We start from the raw sequence: 18,827 nt of genomic DNA, 5'->3' as shown, positions 1-18,827 counted from the left end.
TGATTGTCTGAGCCTTTAGAAAGATGAAATTATTGCTTTTTATCAATGACCATGTCGCCATAAGTTTAGTGATACTTGTTGTCTTGATTGCATTATTCGTCTTTCTAGCTCAGAAAATATCAACGAGTGGTCGGAGCAATTGCGCAGAAGCTCAGCGTGACAAGTCCGGCACAGTGCCAAAGCCACGTGCTGCCTCCGAGCTCGATCAAAGTCCAGCTGCTAAAGCGTTTAGAGCCAAACTTAAAGAAATCAATCTCGATTTGGATAGCGATTGATGGCTAAGCATCGTATAGCTTTAGGTATTTCCTATCAAGGGCAGGCCTACTCGGGTTGGCAAATTCAAAGTGAACGAGCTACCGTGCAGGGGGCGGTGGAAGCAGCCCTCAGTCAATTTATTACCACACCCACGCAGGTTATTTGCGCCGGTCGTACCGATACCGGCGTGCATGCAATTAATCAAGTAGTGCATTTGGATACGGATGCTAGCCGTAGCGATAATTCCTGGGTACGCGGGGTTAATGCCTTTTTACCCCCGGATATACGGATTAAATGGGCGACCGAGGTGGCGGCGGATTTTCATGCTCGCTTTGATGCCAAAGCCCGTACCTATATCTATATTTTGCGCAATCACCCGGTTGCTTCGGCGCTCCTCAATGGCTTAGTGGGGTGGTTTCATTTGCCCTTAGACTTAAAGCAAATGCAGGCAGCGGCCACATATCTAGTGGGTACGCATGATTTCAGTAGTTTTCGTTCTTCAGAGTGTCAGGCGCATTCGCCGATCCGTACCATTTATGATTTAAGTATTCGTCAACAGGGTCATTTATTTATCTTTACAGTTCGGGGTGACGGGTTTTTACATCATATGGTGCGAAATATTGTTGGTTCTCTCGTCTATGTCGGTAAGGGAAAATATCAACCCGAGTATATGGCTGAAATTCTGGCGCATCGCGCACGTAAATACGCTGCCCCCACCTTTATGGCGGATGGTTTGTATTTAGCCCATATTGCCTATCCAAACCATTCGGGCATTAATCACTTAATGCCCGAATTAACACTCGCTGAAAGTCTGAACTACTTACTGAATGCGTAGTTTGCTTAGTTGCTCTTATCCATACGATCCGCACGCGCCGATGGGTTAGGGTGTGAGGCGAAAATGCTGGAGTTATTGCCACCTAGGGCGGCCAGCTTACGTAGCGCAGACACAGCCGGCTCCTTGCCTTTGCCATGCGCTTTTAAGACTTTAAGCCCGTAGGCGTCAGCTTCATACTCATGGGCTTGAGAGTATTGCGCATTGATTAGCTGATGACCTAATCGACCGATGGCGCCACTTGATAGGGCAGCGACTGGCGAACCACTGGAAGCAACCGCTTGTAGTGCTGCTGAGCTCAGTAATTGGGTGCGAGCTTGCTGCTTAGAGTGACCATGCACCACATGCCCGACCTCATGCCCAATGACATAAAGCAATTCATCATCCGTCATTTTATCCATCAGACCACTATAGACGCGGATACCGCCATTTGGCAGGGCAAAGGCATTAATTTCAGGAGTCACATAGACCTTATAATTTAACTGATGACCGCTATCGCTTTTAAGATTACGTGTGATGCGATTTAAGCGCTTAGTATAGGGGCTGGAGGCAGAAGCCACCTTGTTTTCACCGTCCAGTTTTTGTTGGGTACGCACTCCTAAAGCTCGGATTTCACCATCGTCAATCGAAGCTGCGCTAGCCAAGGTACCAGCGGCACCAATCATACCGGCAATATCCATCCCTTGGCAGGCTGTTAAGCTAAGACTAATGGCGGCTGCTGCTAGTAGCTTTTTAGTCATGATTGTATTTCCTCAGTCAATTGAATTCAGATTAATAGCGCTTTCACTAAACTAAGCGCTTTGATATATTTGTTTGTAACTAATATACATGGCACAGTAAAGGCTCATTAGTAGTGATATTAAAATTAGTTGCAGTATAAATGCAAGAAAAGCACCGACTGCGCCAAACGACATTGCAACAAAAATTAAATTCCATATCACATAGCCACCAAGCAAAGCGGGTAGGCCTAACATGACAAAGGCGCCTAAATTACGCATCACGCCGATCACAGAAAAGACAATAGATTTTACAACTTCAGTGCCATTCCATAAAATTAATGAAGGGACAAACCAGTAGACTAGGGTGATCAGTAGCGAATAAACGATCATCACCACGATAGCAAAGACATTTATCGAGCTGGCGATAGCAGCATACGACTCCTCGGTAATCTCGGCTGCGGTGAGCGCATCGATGAGATGCGACATCTCACTTTCTTTAATCAAAGCGGGGGTGAAAAACATATTTAGGATGATAAAGATCACCCCATAGACAAAACCTGCCACTAGCAACGGCTTCAGGATGTTACCCTGCTTAAAAACATCAACTAGCTCATTTAGACTAAAGCGCTTTCCTGCGTTGATATGATGGCAACATAACAAAATAAAAGCGACATATAGCGGCTGCACCAAGGCCACACTAAATAAACCAAAAAGCCCTAGTAGCTGGATGCTAAAGATCGTATTTAAATGCCAGATAAAGGCAAGTAATAGAAAAAACGCAGGGCGCTTTTTGAAAATAGCAAAGCCCTTGAGAAGCCAGTCGAAACCGGCGCTTGCTGGAAGTCTTAATGCTTGCATTAACAGTCCTTAGCGGGTGGGTAAAGGCGGAATTTCGCCATCGGTACGAGCTTTAAGGATGCGCTCAAAGTGTGTAGGATCGTGTGGTTTTAAGCTTTGCGCTGGGCGTGGCAGATAGAAATCATAGAGTCTAGAAGTCCAAAATCTCAGTGCTGCTGCTCGTAGTGCAACTGGCCACAAGGCTCGCTCTGCATCGGTAAAGGACCGACCCTGGTGATAGCTATTAAGCCAAGCCTCCACTAACTCAGGTATTAATTCACCACTTTCGCGCTCAATACACCAGTCATTAACCGCAACGGCGACATCAAACAACCAGCGATCGACCCCAGCAAAATAAAAATCAATCACACCGCCTAAACTGGGGTGCTCGTAAGTGCCGTCAAATAAGACATTATCGCGGAACAGGTCACAGTGACAGGGACCTCCGGGCATTTGACGCCATGCATAGTCGCTTTGTATCTCAATCTGTTCGGCTAATGATTTTTCATATAAATCCTGTTGTGCAGGGCTAAGAAATTCTTTGATTTTTGGATAAGTCTCTTGCCACCAGCTTAAGCCACGTAAATTAGGCTGGTTTAAGGGTAGGTCATAGGCGGCAATATGCTGTCTAGCCTGAGCACGTGCCACAATTTCACAATGCCTAGCGCTGGGATGCGCTTCCCAACCACCGTTGAGACGCACCACAATACACATCGGCTTACCCTCAAACAAGCCCCAAATGGTACCGTCACGACGCTTTTGTGGCATCGGTACCGCCTGCTTTTTGAGCCCAAGACCATACATCAAATCCAAGTAGAAGGGGATTTGCTCCTGTGTCAGTACTTCAAAAATGGTCAGTACATACTCGCCCTGGGTGGTGCTCAAAAAGTAATTGGTATTTTCAATGCCGGCCGTGATGCCTTGCATTGACACAAACTCACCTAAATCATAATCTTGTAAAATCTTCTGAGCAGCTTCAGGAGATACGGGAGTAAAAACAGCCATAGAGTTAATTTAATCTTATAAAATGGAAAATGCTTAGTAAAATAATGACTTTAGGGTGATTTTACCAGTCTATGCTGCGAAATCCTAATCAAGGCCAGCCTCGTACCCTAGATTTATTGTTTATTTTACTCACAATTAGCAAGCGCAATGATAAAGCGACGTTTAAATTATCTTCGTCGACGCCTAAGTAGTCGTCCTGTCTTTCACAGCCAAGCCATCTTATTGTTTTGGGCCTTATTGATGGGGGTGATCGGCGCCTTGGCCACCTTATTGTTTTTTCAAGGGGTTAAACTCTTACAGTGGTTGATGGTGGGTAGGAGTGGCAGCATTAGTGATATCGTCAGTCAATACAGTACCTGGCAGACCTTGCTTTATCCAAGTCTTGCGGGTTTAGTTGGTGGCTTGTTGTTAACTTGGTCGGCTCGGATTAAGACTGACACCAACTCCGACTACATGGAGGCGGTTGCGCTTGGCGATGGTCGTCTTTCAATTAAGCAAGGCGTTTTGCGTATTCTGTCCTCCCTGACCGTGATCACCTCTGGCTTTTCCATCGGTCGTGAGGGACCGATGATTCATATGGGCTCCATGATTTCCTCGGCCATTGGTCGTTTTTTCTTTATGGATGCCAAGCAATTACGCTTAATTGTTGCATGCGGCGCAGCCGGTGCTGTGTCTGCCGCCTACCATACGCCCATTGCTGGGGCCTTATTTGTGGCAGAGATTGTGGTCGGTAGCATGTCCATGGTGATCGTTGCGCCTTTATTATTAGCTGCCATGACGGCCCATCTGACAACACGTTATTTCGGTAGTCATTATTTAGCCTATGAGGTGAATTTAGAAATTTCCTTAAGCGCTGAACTATTAATTGCTGCTGTGCTGGTCGGTTTATTAGGTGGGATCTTATCGCCACTTTTTTTAAAAACCTTGGACTGGGCTAAAAAGGGTTTCAAAATTATCCCCTTACCATTGCCACTTCGCATGAGTTTAGCCGGTTTAGTGGTCGGCGTCTTTTTACTTTACGATCCTCGTCTGGCGGGTAATGGTGATTCGATTGTTTCTACCTTAATTCATGGAGCCGATTGGAACTGGCAGTTATTAGCCATGTTTTTATTCTTAAAAGTGGCGGCGACCTTAGTTTCCGTCGGCTCTGGTGCGGTCGGCGGGGTGATTACACCAATTATGTTTATCGGTGCAGCTGTCGCCTTGTTAAGCCTTAACACGGCGATGCTTGTCTTTCCCGAATTGCATTATTACAGTCCGGTTTTTGTGATTCTCGGTATGGGGGCATTTTTATCCGCTGCTTCCAGTGCGCCTTTAATGGCCATTATTATGATGGTGGAGATGTCTTATAACCAATCCTTAGTGGTGCCGGTGGTTTTTGCATGCGTTAGCGCTGCTTTTCTAGCACGTCGCATCAAAGGATTAGTGATGTTTAACGTCACCACGAACCGCGAAGAGGATATCCGCTTACGTCATCGCTTGAGTAATGTCCGCATTGAGCAACTGATTAACAAAAAGCCTGAAAATGTGATTCATGCCGATACGCTGGTGGGTGAAGCCATTGATTTATTTACTGAACTCAGTGTGCGTTATCTTTATGTGATTAATGATAAAAATGAATTTTTAGGTGTTCTGGCGCATAAAGACATTACCCGTAGCCTCTTAGGTGCCTTAAATCTAGAGGAGCCTATCCCTGCGCATTTAATCTCACGCACCTATTTGGAGCCTTTACATTTGCGAATGACCTTAGATGAAGTGCAGGACGCTTTCGTCACTTATAATGGTGAGCGTTTACCGGTATTGGATTTTGCCGATCCGCCGCATTTGATGGGTGTGGTTTATAAATCCGAAGTGCTACGTCGCTATAGTGAGATAAAAAAATCCATCGATAAAAGTAGTGAAGTCAAAATGAATCCCTTTATACGTGCCTAGTTTTTGATGAGTAATTGTATTTTAAACACTGTCGCTCAGCAGTCATTGTATGAGTCGGCCGCTAAGCCTTGGCGCTTATCCATCGCACCGATGTTGGATGTGAGCGATAGGCATGCGCGTTTTTTCTATCGTTTATTAGCGCCTAAGGCCTTACTTTATACTGAGATGGTAACTACCGGTGCCTTAGTTTATGGCGATGTGGCCAGGCATTTACAGTTTAATCAAGAAGAGCATCCGGTGGCCTTACAATTAGGTGGCAGTGAGCGCACAGATTTAGTGCATTCTGCAAAGCTCGGTGCGGCATGGGGCTATGATGAAATTAATTTGAATTGTGGCTGTCCCTCGGAGCGGGTACAAAAGGGTGCCTTTGGTGCTTGTTTGATGGCAGAGAGTGAGTTAGTGGCGGACTGTCTCAAGGCCATGCAGGATGCAGTCAGCATACCGGTGACAGTAAAGCACCGCTTGGGCCTGGATTACAGTGAGGATTATGGCTTTGTACGTGATTTCGTCGGCACCTTAATCCAAAAAAGCGCAACTCGCGTATTTATTGTGCATGCACGTAATGCCGTGTTAAAGGGATTATCACCCAAGGATAATCGTGATATCCCACCTTTACGCTATCAATGGGTGGCTCAGCTAAAGCAGGATTTTCCCGAGGCCCGCTTTATTTTAAATGGTGGTCTGAGTGAAGTGGCACAGATGTTTGAGCAAGCACAACGCTTTGAGGGCATTATGGTCGGGCGTGCAGCGTGGCATGAACCTTATCGCATTGGCGAAATCAGTCGCTTGCTATGGCCGGATATCGACCATCCTGATACCGATAGCCTGATTCAAAGCATGTATGACTATGCCGTGAGGCAGCATGCGGCAGGGGTGCCACTACGATTTGTGTTCAAGCCCTTACTTGGTCTATTTAATGGTCAAAAAGGGGCTAAATTATGGCGTCGAACCTTATCAGATGCGAGTCTGCTTAAAAAAGCGGATCCAAATTTGTTGTTAAAGACTTACGCTGAGTTCAAAAAACACAGCAGTTTTTTTGCTCAAACTTAAACTAATTAGTTGATAGTGCAGCGCAAAAGGCGTAGCCACCTGTGCTTAGCACTCCTTAAATTGTATTCGCAAAAAGTCAAGCATTTAGGCTGTTAAAATTTAAATTCTTTAGCACTTAATTTCACTTGATTTTGCTGTGCTTTTATCATCTAATACTACATATTGTTTTTGAAAAACATATTTTCACTATATATAGGTTTTTTGGCTTTGCTTGGCACAGATGCGAAGTAAGTCCAAAAGGCCCATTTTTAAGGGTTGGCTCATGAATAAATCTCTTTTGGTGACCAAGCGAGACGGTCGTCAGGAAGCGCTTGATCTCGATAAAATCCACCGTGTCTTAGATTGGGCTGCCGAGGGCTTGGATAATGTCTCAGTTTCTCAGGTAGAGTTACGTTCGCAAATTCAGTTTTATGATGGTATTAAAACTGAGCATATTCACGAAACCATTATTAAAGCTGCCGCTGATTTAATCTCCGAGGAAACACCAGATTATCAGTTTTTAGCTGCTCGTTTAGCCATTTTCCACTTGCGCAAAAAGGCCTATGGTCAGTTTGAACCACCGCGATTGTATGAGCATGTACAAAGGATGGTTGCGGATAATCGTTACGATGCACACTTGCTAGAGGACTATAGCGAGGCGGAATTTGATGAAATGGATTCCTTTTTGGTGCATGGGCGCGACTTAAACTTTGCTTATGCGGCAGTGAATCAGTTACAGGGTAAGTATTTAGTACAGAATCGCGTGACTGGCGAGATCTTCGAAAGTCCACAGTTTTTGTATGTGCTAGTGGCTGCTTGCTTATTTTCAAAATACCCTAAAAGCACGCGGCTACAGTATGTTAAAGACTTCTATGATGCCATTTCCACCTTTAAAATTTCTTTGCCGACGCCCATTATGGCCGGGGTGCGTACACCCACACGTCAATTCAGTTCATGCGTCTTAATTGAATGTGACGATAGTCTGGACTCAATTAATGCCACCAGTGCCGCCATCGTACGCTATGTGTCTCAGCGTGCCGGTATTGGTATTAATGCCGGACGTATACGTGCGGTGGGTAGTGCGATTCGTGGTGGTGAAGCCCAGCATACCGGTTGTATCCCGTTTTATAAGCACTTCCAAACAGCGGTTAAATGTTGTTCTCAGGGAGGGGTGCGTGGTGGTGCGGCGACCTTATTCTACCCAATGTGGCATTTAGAGGTTGAGTCCTTATTAGTACTTAAAAATAACCGTGGGGTTGAGGAAAACCGCGTGCGCCATATGGATTACGGTGTACAGATTAACCGTTTACTCTATCAACGTCTGATTAAAGGTGGCAATATCACCTTATTCTCACCCTCGGATGTACCAGGCTTATATGATACCTTCTTTGCCGATCAGGATGAGTTTGAACGCTTATATGTACAGTACGAACAGGATGAGTCAATTCGTAAGCGTTCGGTTAAAGCTGCCGACTTATTCTCCCTAATGATGCAAGAGCGGGCTGGTACGGGTCGTATTTATATTCAAAACGTTGACCATTGTAATACGCATAGCCCGTTTAATCCGCAGGTGGCACCGGTGCGTCAATCGAATTTATGCTTAGAGATTGCGTTACCGACCAAGCCTTTAGATGATATTAATGATGAAAAGGGCGAGATTGCGTTATGTACGCTATCTGCCTTTAACTTGGGTGCGCTTGAGTCTCTAGATGAATTAGAGCATTTAGCGGATTTGATTGTACGTGCCTTAGATGCTTTACTAGACTATCAAGACTATCCAATTAAAGCGGCGAAAATTGCCACCATGAATCGTCGTACTCTGGGTGTCGGCGTGATTAACTTTGCATATTATTTAGCTAAGAACGGCGCTCGCTACTCCGACGGCAGTGGTAATGCCTTAACTCATCGTACCTTTGAAGCCATTCAGTACTATTTGTTAAAGGCATCAATGAATTTATCTAAGGAATTTGGTCCTTGCTTAGCCTTTAATGAAACAAGCTATGCCGAAGGCATTTTGCCTATTGATACTTATAAAAAGGATATTGACGCATTCTGCCAAGAGCCTTTACATTTGGATTGGGAATCTTTGCGCGAAGAAATTAAAACTCACGGTTTGCGTAACTCAACCTTAACTGCCTTGATGCCTTCAGAAACCTCAAGTCAGATTTCTAATGCCACTAACGGGATTGAACCACCGCGCGGACTGATTACGATTAAGGCTTCCAAAGACGGTGTGTTACGTCAAGTGGTACCGGAATATCGTCGCTTAAAGCATCAATACGAGACCTTATGGCAAATGCCATCCAATGATGGCTACCTACGTTTAGTCGGTATTATGCAGAAGTTTGTCGATCAAGCCATTTCTGCTAACACTAACTATGACCCGTCACGTTTTGCTGGTGGTCGTGTGCCCATGAGTGAATTATTAAAGGATTTACTCAATGCGTATAAATACGGTCTCAAAACCTTGTACTACCATAACACGCGCGACGGTGCACAAGATGATCAAGGTGATTTAGTCACGATGAGCGGTGCTGAAGACGACGATTGCGCAAGCGGTGCGTGCAAAATTTAATCTGCTTCATTCATAAACGGCACTTAAACTGACAGCTTTTAGCTAAGGCTTCTTTAAGTGCCTCCACTAGTTTTTTATTCGAGTTTTTATGCTATATAGTACCTTTAATGAAACCCCCAATAATGCGCTTTTAGAACCGATGTTTTTCGGTCAGAGTGTGAATGTGGCGCGCTACGATCAGCAAAAATTTGAGGTGTTTGAAAAGCTCATTGAAAAGCAATTATCTTTCTTCTGGCGTCCGGAAGAAGTCGATGTCTCACAGGATAGAATTGATTATGCAAATTTGCCTGAGCATGAAAAGCATATATTTATTTCTAATTTAAAGTATCAAACTTTGCTTGACTCCATTCAAGGCCGTAGTCCAAATGTGGCCTTCTTGCCGATTGTGTCGCTACCGGAGTTAGAGACGTGGATTGAGACGTGGTCATTCTCTGAAACCATTCACTCTCGTTCCTATACCCATATTATTCGTAATATCATCAATGATCCATCCGTGGTATTTGATGGTATTGTCAGCAATGAGCATATTTTAGAGCGTGCGCGTGATATCTCGAAGTACTATGATGATTTAATCCGCACTGTGTCCTTATATCAACTCTTTGGTGAGGGTACGCATACGCTAAATGGCAAGCAGGAGACCATCAGTCTTAGAGAGCTTAAGAAAAAGCTTTATCTCTGCCTCATGTCGGTCAATATTTTAGAAGCCATTCGTTTCTATGTGAGCTTTGCTTGCTCCTTTGCCTTTGCCGAAAGAAAACTGATGGAGGGAAATGCAAAGATTATTAAACTAATCGCACGTGATGAGGCCCTGCATCTGGTGAGCACCCAGCATATGCTGAACTTAATGCGGAGTGGTCAAGACGATCCGGAAATGGTCGATATTGCTAAAGAACTTGAGCAGGAATGCTTTCAAATGTTCAAAGACTCGGCCGAACAGGAAAAGGAATGGGCTGCTTATTTATTTAAGGACGGCTCAATGATTGGTCTAAACCGCGATATTTTATGTAAGTACGTGGAGTACATTACCAATACACGTATGATGGCGGTGGGTCTTCAACCTGCCTTTGAAGGCGCTACCCAAAACCCCATTCCTTGGATTAATGCTTGGTTATCCTCGGATAATGTACAGGTAGCCCCACAAGAGGTAGAAATCAGTTCCTACCTTATCGGTCAAATTGATGCTGAAATTAACCCAGACGACTTATCAGGCTTTGAGTTATGAGTCGAGTCTATACATGGGACGGTAGCTTTGAGCTTTTAAGCGGTGAGACCATGCTTGAGGGTCTAGAACGTCAAGGCTATGTGGTTGAGTATCAATGTCGAGCAGGTTACTGCGGCTCATGTCGTACCCCCTTAGTTGATGGTCAGGTGGAGTACCTCATTGAGCCCTTGGCTTACATCAATCCGGATGAGGTACTGCCTTGTTGCTGCCGCCCAGCACCGGAGGCGAGGGTGGATGTTGAGGTCTTAACAAATAACCGCAATCATAGCGATGAGGCAAACTCAGAGGCGTGGGATGAGTCGCTAGTTAAGCTCTTCTAAGCTAACAGCCCGGAACAATTGTGTTCCGGGCTGATGTTTTTAATAGATCGCACTGACGGGTACGTCTTCATTATCAATCGTCTTTTGTACCGCTGCGTAGATACGTTCATCACTCAGCACCTGCGCCATATTTTTATCGAATAAAAAGCAGTCAATTAAGGGTTTTAGCGACTGCTGATCGCTACAGACCAAGGCCCATACCCCTTCTTTACTATCAGTACCGCGCATCACATAGCCTAAATCGGCTAAGGCCTCCAGTACATTGTGAATATTCAAATAGTTACTTGGAATCATCGCCATCAGTTGGGATTCGCTAAGTCCGGGTTGCTGCTGTCTGGTTTCATTCAGGGCACGGATGACTTTGATAGCAAGCAGTAGCCGGGCGCCAGAATGGCTATCCTTAGCAATCACACCACGACGGATTTGCGGCATCAAAGAAACAATATAGGCGCCCAACAATAATACCAGCCAAGACATATAAACCCAGATCAAAAAGATTGGCAAAATAGCAAAGGCACCATAAATCAGGGTATAGGTCGGGAAATAGCTAAGGTAAAGGGTAAAGCCGTTGCGCATTATTTCAAAGATTATGGCGGCAAAAAAACCACCCACCATCGCATCGCGGAATTTAATACGACGATTAGGCACCACCAAATAAAATAAACTCATTAAAAAACCAGAGAAGATAACGGGCACAATAAAGCTAATTAAGCTTTTCAAAAAGGAGAAGCCTGCCACCATCGTTTGTTGTAAAAACATGGCACTAGCCCACAAACTAAGCGCTAAGGCAAAAGGCCCTACCGATAAAATCGCCCAAAATACTAAAATGCGCTGAAATAGTGGACGTGGCTTTTTGATTTGGAAAATCTGATTTAAGGCATCCTCAATGGTCATCATCAACAAAATGGAGGTGACAAATAAAAATATGGTACCAATGGCTGTCAACCGGGTTGCCGCATCAGCAAAACTATTTAGGTAGGATAGGACTTGATTAGAAATGCTCTCAGGGAACAGACTACGACTTAAAAACTCATCCAAATAAAACTTAAAGTCATTAAAAATTGGAAAGGCCGTAAATAAAGCCAGTACCACCGCTAATAAAGGCACGGCTGAGGTTATGGAGGTGTAAGAGAGGCTGGCAGCCTTGCTCGTTAAGCCCTCATTGAGTAAGCGAGAAAGCGCAAGCAGCAATACGTCTTTATAAAAGCGCCAATCCCCGCGAGAGTCGCGCTGATTCATAATAAAAATACTGTCATCGGAAAAGCTTTCTTCAGCCGCTGGTGGTTGGGGCGTGTTCTTTTCCATCGCAGGTAAACTCATGGTTTCTTCTCTAGTAGGTGTGATTTAGTTGATGGCGGATAATTTATTTAAGCCGCCGCTCACGCAGCCTAAAAATATAGCATACAATAGGCTATCAGTATAACCGTCTTAGCCTTATGAGCACGATACCTTTAAACCCACATTATCGATATATCGCCTTTATCGGCACGGCCTTATTATTTATACTTTGTGTGCTTTGGGAGTGGATCCTAAGTCCAGTTGAGCCGGGCGGCACATTACTAGTGCTAAAGGCCTTACCGTTATTATTTCCATTGTATGGTTTATGGCGCGGTAGCTTATACACGATGCAGTGGACTTCCATGATGATTTTACTTTATCTGATGGAGGGAGTAGTACGCTGGATGAGTGATACCACGACACTGTCGCAGCAGCTAGCCTTAGTTGAAACCTTATTGGCGATGATCGTATTTTTTGCCACGATCATGTATGTACGACCGGCCAAGCGTGTGGCCAAACAGCGCAAAAGAGCGGGTCAATAGCAGTGCTTAGGATACATTTATGAAGTCACTAAAAGTTTCTAATTCCTTTGCCGAATTGTCACCCGAGTTCTATACCCGGCTTAAGATGCAGGGTCTGCAACATGAGGTGCAGCTAGTGCATGTTAACCCCTGGGTGGCAAGCCGTTTAGGCATTGATGAGACAATTTGGCAGAGCCAGGAGTTTCTTGAAGTCATGTCGGGTCAGCGTGATTTACCTGGCGGTGTTACGCTAGCGGCGGTTTATAGCGGCCACCAATTTGGCGTCTGGGCAGGTCAGTTAGGCGACGGTCGAGCACATTTACTGGGAGCCTTAGCCTGCGCATCGGGTGGTACGCCCTTAGAGATTCAGTTAAAAGGCGCTGGTTTAACACCGTATTCACGCATGGGCGATGGGCGAGCCGTCTTACGTTCCAGTATTCGTGAGTATTTAGCAAGCGCTGCGATGGATGGTTTAAACATACCCACCACCTTGGCCTTATCCATTACTCATTCGCAGGATCGGGTGCGCCGTGAGGGTATTGAGACAGCAGCTATCGTCTCACGGGTCGCTCCTAGCTTTATACGTTTTGGCTCATTCCAGCATTGGTACGCTAATCAACGTCCGGACTTGTTGCAGGAGCTGCTAGACTATGTGTGCGCTCACTTTTTTGTTGATGAATTACAAGCGAGCTATGCCAATCCAAAGGATAAGATCTTAGATTTTCTGGATCTAGTCACCCAAAAAACCGCCCATTTGATGGCGCATTGGCAAAGCGTCGGTTTTGTGCATGGGGTAATGAACACGGATAATATGTCCATCTTAGGGCTGACCATTGATTATGGTCCCTATGGCTTTATGGAGAATTTTTATCCAAATTGGGTCATTAATCATAGTGATCAGGGAGGGCGCTACGCCTTTGCCCAACAGGTCAATATCGCATTATGGAATCTGCATCAACTGGCTATTTCATTTTCTATTTTGGGCCTGTCAGAAGCTGATTTAAGAGAGGTGTTAGCACGCTATGAATCGTATTTCTATGATAAATACTTTGAAATACATGCTCAAAAACTCGGTCTAAAGCAAATTACTAAGGCTGATGAGGATCTCTTTAATGATTTTTGGCGTTTAATAGCAAGCCAGGCCAGTGATTTTACCCTCAGTTTTAGACGCTTGGCTGCCATTGATCGTGATGAAGCTGCTTGGCTTGCGCTATTTCCCCAAGCGGCAGAGGCAAAGGCTTGGCTACAGCGCTATAGGGCACGACTAAAGCTAGATAATCTTAGCATTGAAGCGCGTCAAGCCATGATGAATCGCATTAATCCACTCTATACCCTAAGAACCTATATGGCTCAAGAAGTGATTGATGATGTGCAAAATGGCTCCTTCGAACTGATTGATTTTATGATTCGAATTTTACAAAATCCCTACATTGCGCATCCGGGTGCAGAGCGTTATGCGGAGCCGACGCCTATTGAAAAACAAAATAGCTTCCTGAGTTGTTCATCTTAATAGGTAGCGATCTTCAGTATAATCAAATATTCAAGTTAATTTTTGCATAGGAAGTTGCATGGCTGGTAACACACTTGGTCGTTTTTTTGCAGTTACTAATTTTGGAGAATCACATGGTCCGGCCATTGGTTGTGTGATTGATGGTTGCCCGCCGGGTGTCGCACTAAGCGAAGCAGATATTCAGCATGACTTAGACCGTCGACGCCCCGGTACTTCACGGCATGTGACACAACGCCAAGAGCCCGATAGGGTAGAGATACTCTCTGGTGTTTATGAGGGTAAAACCACAGGTACCCCCATTGCTTTACTGATCCGTAATCAGGATCAACGCAGCAAGGACTATGCCAATATCACGGATCGCTTCCGACCTGGCCATGCTGATTATAGTTATTGGCATAAATACGGCATTCGTGATCCCCGTGGTGGCGGTCGTTCTTCAGCTCGTCTAACAGCGCCTACCGTGGCAGCCGGTGCCATTGCAAAAAAGTGCTTGGCGCTACGCTACGGCACACAGGTGCGTGCTTATATGAGTCAATTAGGTCCGATCCAAATTCCTTTCCAAAGTTGGGATGAAGTGGCTAAAAACTCATTTTTTGCGCCGAATGCCGAGATTATTCCTGAATTGGAAAGTTTTATGGATCAGTTACGGCGCGATGGTGATTCTATCGGTGCCCGCATTGAGGTGGTAGCTTCCGGGGTGCCTGCGGGTTTGGGTGAGCCCATTTATGATCGTTTAGATGCCGATATAGCCCATGCCATGATGGGACTCAATGCTGTTAAGGCAGTCGCAATTGGCGCTGGTTTTGATTGTGTGAGTCAACGTGGCTCTGAACATGGTGATGAGATCACACCAACGGGTTTTTTATCCAATCATGCCGGCGGTATTTTAGGCGGTATTTCAAGTGGTCAGGATATTACGGTATCGCTTGCAATTAAGCCTACCTCTAGCATTCGTATTGAGCGTCGCTCGGTAACAACTGCCAATGAGCCTATTCAAGTTCAGACCTTAGGTCGACATGATCCCTGTGTCGGTATTAGAGCGGCACCGATTGCAGAGGCATTACTCGCTATTATTTTAATGGATCATAGTTTGCGTCAAGCAGCTTATCAAGAATATAAAGGCCTTGAATAGCAAATTTTGATATCATTTTGCTAATAAAAACTAATTATCTATAGTGTATCTCTATTTATAATTACTTCCCTTATTTTTAACACAAGGTATAGGAACTCCTATGAGTAAAGAAGTCGTATTTACGGATAAAGCCCCAGCCGCACTCGGTCCATACTCGCAAGCAGTTAGCAGCAGTGCAAATTCTATCGTCTTTATTTCTGGCCAGTTAGGTCTAAATCCGGAAACGGGTGAATTAGTGTCAGCCCAGTTTGAAGAGCAGGTAAGACAGGCCATGAGCAATTTAAGCGCTGTGATTGAAGCGGCGGGTGCTAGCATGGAGGATATTCTACGTGTTGGTCTTTATCTAACTGACCTAAATAATTTCGGTATTGTCAATAGTGTGATGCAGGAGTTATTTCCCGAGCCATATCCTGCGCGCTCTACCATTGAAGTGTCCGCTTTACCCAAGGGGGCGCAATTCGAAATTGACGCTGTGCTAGCGCTCAACAAGTAGTTGCTACCGAGCACATAGAGGTGCTTGCTACGCTAACATGCGTTTTACTAAGTGCCTTTATTCAGCATAGGAAAGCACCTCAGCATGGCCCCCAGTAACAAGTCTAGCCTAAGCGCCACCGAGCAAAAACTGCACAAGCTCGGCTTGGTGGAGCCGATGGACTTTGTTTTGCACATGCCTTTACGCTATGAGGATCATAGTCGTATTCATAAGATAGCAGAATTAGCCCCAGGGATGCATGCGCAGCTTGAAGGCACCATCAGCTCAGTACGGGTAGTGCACCATGGACGCCGCCAATTAACGGCGCTGTTTAAGGATCAAAGCGGTAGCATCCAACTGCGTTGGTTGCATTTTTACCCCAGCCAAAAAGCTGCCCTTGAAAAAAAAGGACTCCTTCGCATTCGTGGTGAGGTGCGCGGTAGCTATCAATGGGGCTTAGAAATGGTGCATCCTAAATTATTAAAAGCAGGGGAGAGCTTAAAAAACAATTTAGTTCCTATTTATCCTACGACCGAGGGTCTTAGCCAAGAGGTACTTAGTGCCGCTATCCATAAGCACTTAAAAAGCTGCGTCTTGGAAGACACTTTGTCAGCTGACATCCGTGAGCGTTTTGATTTAATGGAAATTAATCAGGCCTTGCAATTGTTACATGAACCCCCTTTAGGGACAGCGATTGAATCGTTGCAGCTACGCTATCACCCAGCCTGGGAGCGTTTAAAATTTGATGAAATGCTGGCCCAACAAATCGCCATGTATTTAGCGCGTCAGCGGCGTAGTGCCTTGAAGGCACATGCACTTTCAAGCCTCAAAGGTCCTTTATATCAGCAGGTGCTAGCGCGTTTTTCTTATTCATTAACCGCTGCCCAAGAGCGCGTCTTGGCTGAGATTGAAAACGATCTGAGTCGAGCCTTTCCTATGCATCGCCTTATTCAGGGGGATGTGGGCAGTGGTAAAACCATTGTGGCGGCCTTAGCGGCGACTTTTGCCTTGGAGCAGGGGCTGCAAGTTGCCTTAATGGCACCGACCGAGCTATTAGCAGAGCAACACTTTCGCAAAATCCAAGCATGGTTTGAGGCTACGGGGGTAGCCGTTGTATGGCTTAGTGGCAGTATGAAAGCAAAGGATAAGCGTGAAGCCTATGAAGCCATTGCCAATGGCACAGCGCAGTTCATTGTTGGCACCCAAGCCTTAATTCAAAAGGATGTTAACTTTCATCAATTGGCTTTAGTGATAGTGGACGAACAGCATCGCTTTGGTGTAGGTCAGCGTTTAAGCCTTAGCGAAAAGGGCTTAATCAATGAAGCTCACCCTCAAGCAGACAGCGCTACAGTACCGAGACCGGGGACTGTAGATGCCGAGTCCATCATCTATCCGCACCAATTAAATATGAGTGCTACGCCGATTCCTCGTAGCTTGGCGATGACCTTTTTATCTGACCTTGATGTCTCTGTGATTGATGAATTACCACCTGGGCGACAGCCGGTAGAAACTAAGCTACTGGATAATAAACGACGGGATGAGTTAATCACCTTGATAGCAAATGCCTGTCATGAAGCTAAGCAGGTATATTGGGTTTGCCCGTTGGTGGAAGAAAGTGAAGCTTTACAATTGCAGACAGCGGAAGAAACCTATGCGCGTTTAGCTGCTGAATTAGTAGGTATTCGGGTGGGCTTAGTGCACGGTCGCCTAAAAAGCGAAGAGAAAAATCGTATCATGCAGGATTTTCAACAGCATAACATCGATGTATTGGTAGCGACCACCGTGATTGAAGTTGGGGTGGATGTGCCTAATGCCAATATTATGGTGATTGAGCATGCGGAACGTTTTGGTTTGGCTCAATTGCACCAGCTACGAGGTCGGGTCGGACGAGGTCAGGACAAGGCCATTTGTTTATTACTTTATCAGCAACCCTTATCGGAAACAGCCAAGCTTCGCCTTAAAGCCATGTATGAAACAAATGATGGCTTTGAAATTGCTCGACGCGATTTAGAGCAACGTGGCCCAGGAGAGTTTTTAGGTTTGAAGCAATCGGGCACTAGCCTAACTCGTTTTATTAATATCGACGAGGATGTAGCGATTGTAGAAGCGACTAAAGCCTTCGCCGTGGAGCTGGTACAACAGGATTTGCCCACAGCGCTAGCACATCAGCAACGCTGGGTGGGTATGAGTGCGGATTATTTACGCTCTTAACAGCGCTTCAGGCGCTTGAGTCTATAGGTTGAAAATGTATGACGTTAACTGAATTACGATATATTGTGGCCGTTGCGCGCGAGCGTCATTTCGGACGTGCGGCAGAAACGTGCTATGTGAGTCAGCCCACCTTATCGGTGGCCATTAAAAAATTGGAAGATGAATTAGGCGTGCTGATTTTTGAACGCGGTGGCACTGAAGTCGGCATCACGGCGATTGGTATGCAAATTATTAATCAAGCGCGCAAGGTGTTAGAGGCCAGTTCCGAAATTAAAGAAATTGCTCGTCAAGGTCATGATCCCTTAACCGGTCCGCTCAAGGTGGGTGTAATTCATACCGTAGGGCCTTATTTATTGCCGTATCTGATGCCCGTTCATATGCAGTTAAATCCTAATATGCCCTTGGTATTACAAGAAAGTTTTACTGTGCGCTTAGTGGAAATGCTGCGTCAAGGAGAAATTGATTGTGCCATTATGGCCGCACCCGTACCTGACAGCGGTTTGGATTTTCTTAGTTTGTATGAGGAAAAATTTATTCTGGCCGTACCTGCTAATCACCCGTGGGCCAATTTCAAGCGTATTAATATCGATGAGCTTAAGGACGAGACCATGTTATTACTGGGTAATGGTCATTGCTTTAGAGATCAAGTACTAGAGGCTTGTCCGGAGACGTCGCCTTTTTCCTCATCCATTGATGGTATGCAACGCTCCTTTGAAGGTTCCTCCCTGGAGACAATTCGCCATATGGTCGCATCTGGCCTTGGTATTACCCTCTTGCCAGAAAGCGCCATATGCTGTGATGAGTATGCAAAACGTCAGAATAGGATTAAGTATATCTCGATTGAAGAGCCTGCGCCCTCCAGAGAAATTGTGCTGGTTTGGCGTAAGAGCTATACCCGCCAAGCAGCGATTAGAGCCTTGACTGAAGCGGTTGAAAAAGCAAACTTACCGTTTGATATGCACGCAGCATCATAGTAC

General features: G+C 45.4%; 17 protein-coding genes. 13 read left to right on the top strand and 4 right to left on the bottom strand.

The window, feature by feature from the left end:
* The first annotated feature begins 23 nt into the window (after positions 1-23).
* Both HMPREF3144_RS04635 and truA read left to right on the top strand, forming a co-directional pair.
* On the top strand, positions 24-275 hold the full coding sequence (locus HMPREF3144_RS04635) for a hypothetical protein (protein ID WP_070469230.1): 252 nt from the start codon (positions 24-26) through the stop codon (positions 273-275).
* The gene (gene truA / locus HMPREF3144_RS04630; RefSeq protein WP_070476676.1) at positions 275-1,090 is read left to right on the top strand and encodes a tRNA pseudouridine(38-40) synthase TruA; all 816 of its coding nucleotides are present in this window, start codon (positions 275-277) and stop codon (positions 1,088-1,090) included. Before HMPREF3144_RS04635 ends, truA begins: the two co-directional genes overlap by 1 nt.
* A 5-nt stretch (positions 1,091-1,095) precedes the next feature.
* Here the strand turns inward: truA and HMPREF3144_RS04625 are convergent, their stop codons facing one another.
* From HMPREF3144_RS04625 to HMPREF3144_RS04615, 3 genes are read right to left on the bottom strand one after another with little or no spacing between them, the layout of a single operon-like run.
* Entirely contained in the window at positions 1,096-1,827 is a 732-nt protein-coding gene (locus HMPREF3144_RS04625; protein WP_070476673.1) for a M48 family metallopeptidase, read from the bottom strand.
* Between the two features lie 51 nt (positions 1,828-1,878).
* Positions 1,879-2,664, bottom strand: coding sequence for a BPSS1780 family membrane protein (locus HMPREF3144_RS04620; protein ID WP_070476671.1), 786 nt, complete (start codon positions 2,662-2,664; stop codon positions 1,879-1,881).
* 9 nt (positions 2,665-2,673) lie between these two features.
* Positions 2,674-3,648, bottom strand: coding sequence for a homoserine kinase (locus HMPREF3144_RS04615; protein WP_036557589.1), 975 nt, complete (start codon positions 3,646-3,648; stop codon positions 2,674-2,676).
* 147 nt (positions 3,649-3,795) lie between these two features.
* On the opposite strand from HMPREF3144_RS04615, the gene HMPREF3144_RS04610 reads away from it, so the two are divergent.
* The 5 genes from HMPREF3144_RS04610 (at position 3,796) to yfaE (ending at position 10,726) form a co-directional block, all read left to right on the top strand.
* Positions 3,796-5,580 (top strand): ClcB-like voltage-gated chloride channel protein, encoded by a 1,785-nt coding sequence (locus HMPREF3144_RS04610; RefSeq protein WP_070476669.1) that lies wholly within the window; start codon positions 3,796-3,798, stop codon positions 5,578-5,580.
* Positions 5,581-5,586: 6 nt separating this feature from the next.
* The gene (gene dusA, locus HMPREF3144_RS04605; protein ID WP_083290386.1) at positions 5,587-6,630 is read left to right on the top strand and encodes a tRNA dihydrouridine(20/20a) synthase DusA; all 1,044 of its coding nucleotides are present in this window, start codon (positions 5,587-5,589) and stop codon (positions 6,628-6,630) included.
* A 262-nt stretch (positions 6,631-6,892) separates the two neighbouring features.
* Positions 6,893-9,184: a class 1a ribonucleoside-diphosphate reductase subunit alpha gene (nrdA, locus tag HMPREF3144_RS04600; RefSeq protein ID WP_070476667.1), complete on the top strand. Its 2,292-nt coding sequence runs from the start codon at positions 6,893-6,895 to the stop codon at positions 9,182-9,184.
* Positions 9,185-9,272: 88 nt separating this feature from the next.
* Positions 9,273-10,406, top strand: a complete 1,134-nt coding sequence (gene nrdB, locus HMPREF3144_RS04595; protein ID WP_018026084.1) for a class Ia ribonucleoside-diphosphate reductase subunit beta — start codon at positions 9,273-9,275, stop codon at positions 10,404-10,406.
* Positions 10,403-10,726, top strand: a complete 324-nt coding sequence (gene yfaE / locus HMPREF3144_RS04590) for a class I ribonucleotide reductase maintenance protein YfaE (RefSeq protein WP_036557582.1) — start codon at positions 10,403-10,405, stop codon at positions 10,724-10,726. Before nrdB ends, yfaE begins: the two co-directional genes overlap by 4 nt.
* Before the next feature lie 39 nt (positions 10,727-10,765).
* On the opposite strand, the gene HMPREF3144_RS04585 is transcribed toward yfaE, so the two are convergent.
* Positions 10,766-12,046, bottom strand: coding sequence for a YihY family inner membrane protein (locus HMPREF3144_RS04585; protein WP_070476665.1), 1,281 nt, complete (start codon positions 12,044-12,046; stop codon positions 10,766-10,768).
* Positions 12,047-12,162: 116 nt separating this feature from the next.
* Here HMPREF3144_RS04585 and HMPREF3144_RS04580 point away from each other — a divergent pair, with 116 nt between their 5' ends.
* The 6 genes from HMPREF3144_RS04580 to HMPREF3144_RS04555 all read left to right on the top strand — a co-directional run bounded on the left by HMPREF3144_RS04580 (position 12,163) and on the right by HMPREF3144_RS04555 (position 18,824).
* Positions 12,163-12,546: a DUF2069 domain-containing protein gene (locus HMPREF3144_RS04580; protein ID WP_036557578.1), complete on the top strand. Its 384-nt coding sequence runs from the start codon at positions 12,163-12,165 to the stop codon at positions 12,544-12,546.
* 19 nt (positions 12,547-12,565) lie between these two features.
* The gene (locus HMPREF3144_RS04575; protein ID WP_070476664.1) at positions 12,566-14,035 is read left to right on the top strand and encodes a protein adenylyltransferase SelO; all 1,470 of its coding nucleotides are present in this window, start codon (positions 12,566-12,568) and stop codon (positions 14,033-14,035) included.
* Between the two features lie 58 nt (positions 14,036-14,093).
* Complete coding sequence (gene aroC / locus HMPREF3144_RS04570) at positions 14,094-15,167, top strand: chorismate synthase (protein WP_070476661.1); 1,074 nt, start codon at positions 14,094-14,096, stop codon at positions 15,165-15,167.
* 100 nt (positions 15,168-15,267) lie between these two features.
* Positions 15,268-15,660, top strand: a complete 393-nt coding sequence (locus HMPREF3144_RS04565) for a Rid family detoxifying hydrolase (protein ID WP_070476659.1) — start codon at positions 15,268-15,270, stop codon at positions 15,658-15,660.
* An 84-nt stretch (positions 15,661-15,744) separates the two neighbouring features.
* The gene (gene recG / locus HMPREF3144_RS04560) at positions 15,745-17,850 is read left to right on the top strand and encodes an ATP-dependent DNA helicase RecG (protein ID WP_070476657.1); all 2,106 of its coding nucleotides are present in this window, start codon (positions 15,745-15,747) and stop codon (positions 17,848-17,850) included.
* 38 nt (positions 17,851-17,888) lie between these two features.
* Positions 17,889-18,824, top strand: coding sequence for a LysR substrate-binding domain-containing protein (locus tag HMPREF3144_RS04555; protein ID WP_070476655.1), 936 nt, complete (start codon positions 17,889-17,891; stop codon positions 18,822-18,824).
* Positions 18,825-18,827: the final 3 nt, after the last annotated feature.

Source organism: Oligella sp. HMSC05A10 (assembly GCF_001808335.1).
Lineage (GTDB): Bacteria > Pseudomonadota > Gammaproteobacteria > Burkholderiales > Burkholderiaceae_B > Oligella > Oligella urethralis.
This window is presented reverse-complemented; position numbering and strand designations above follow the sequence as displayed.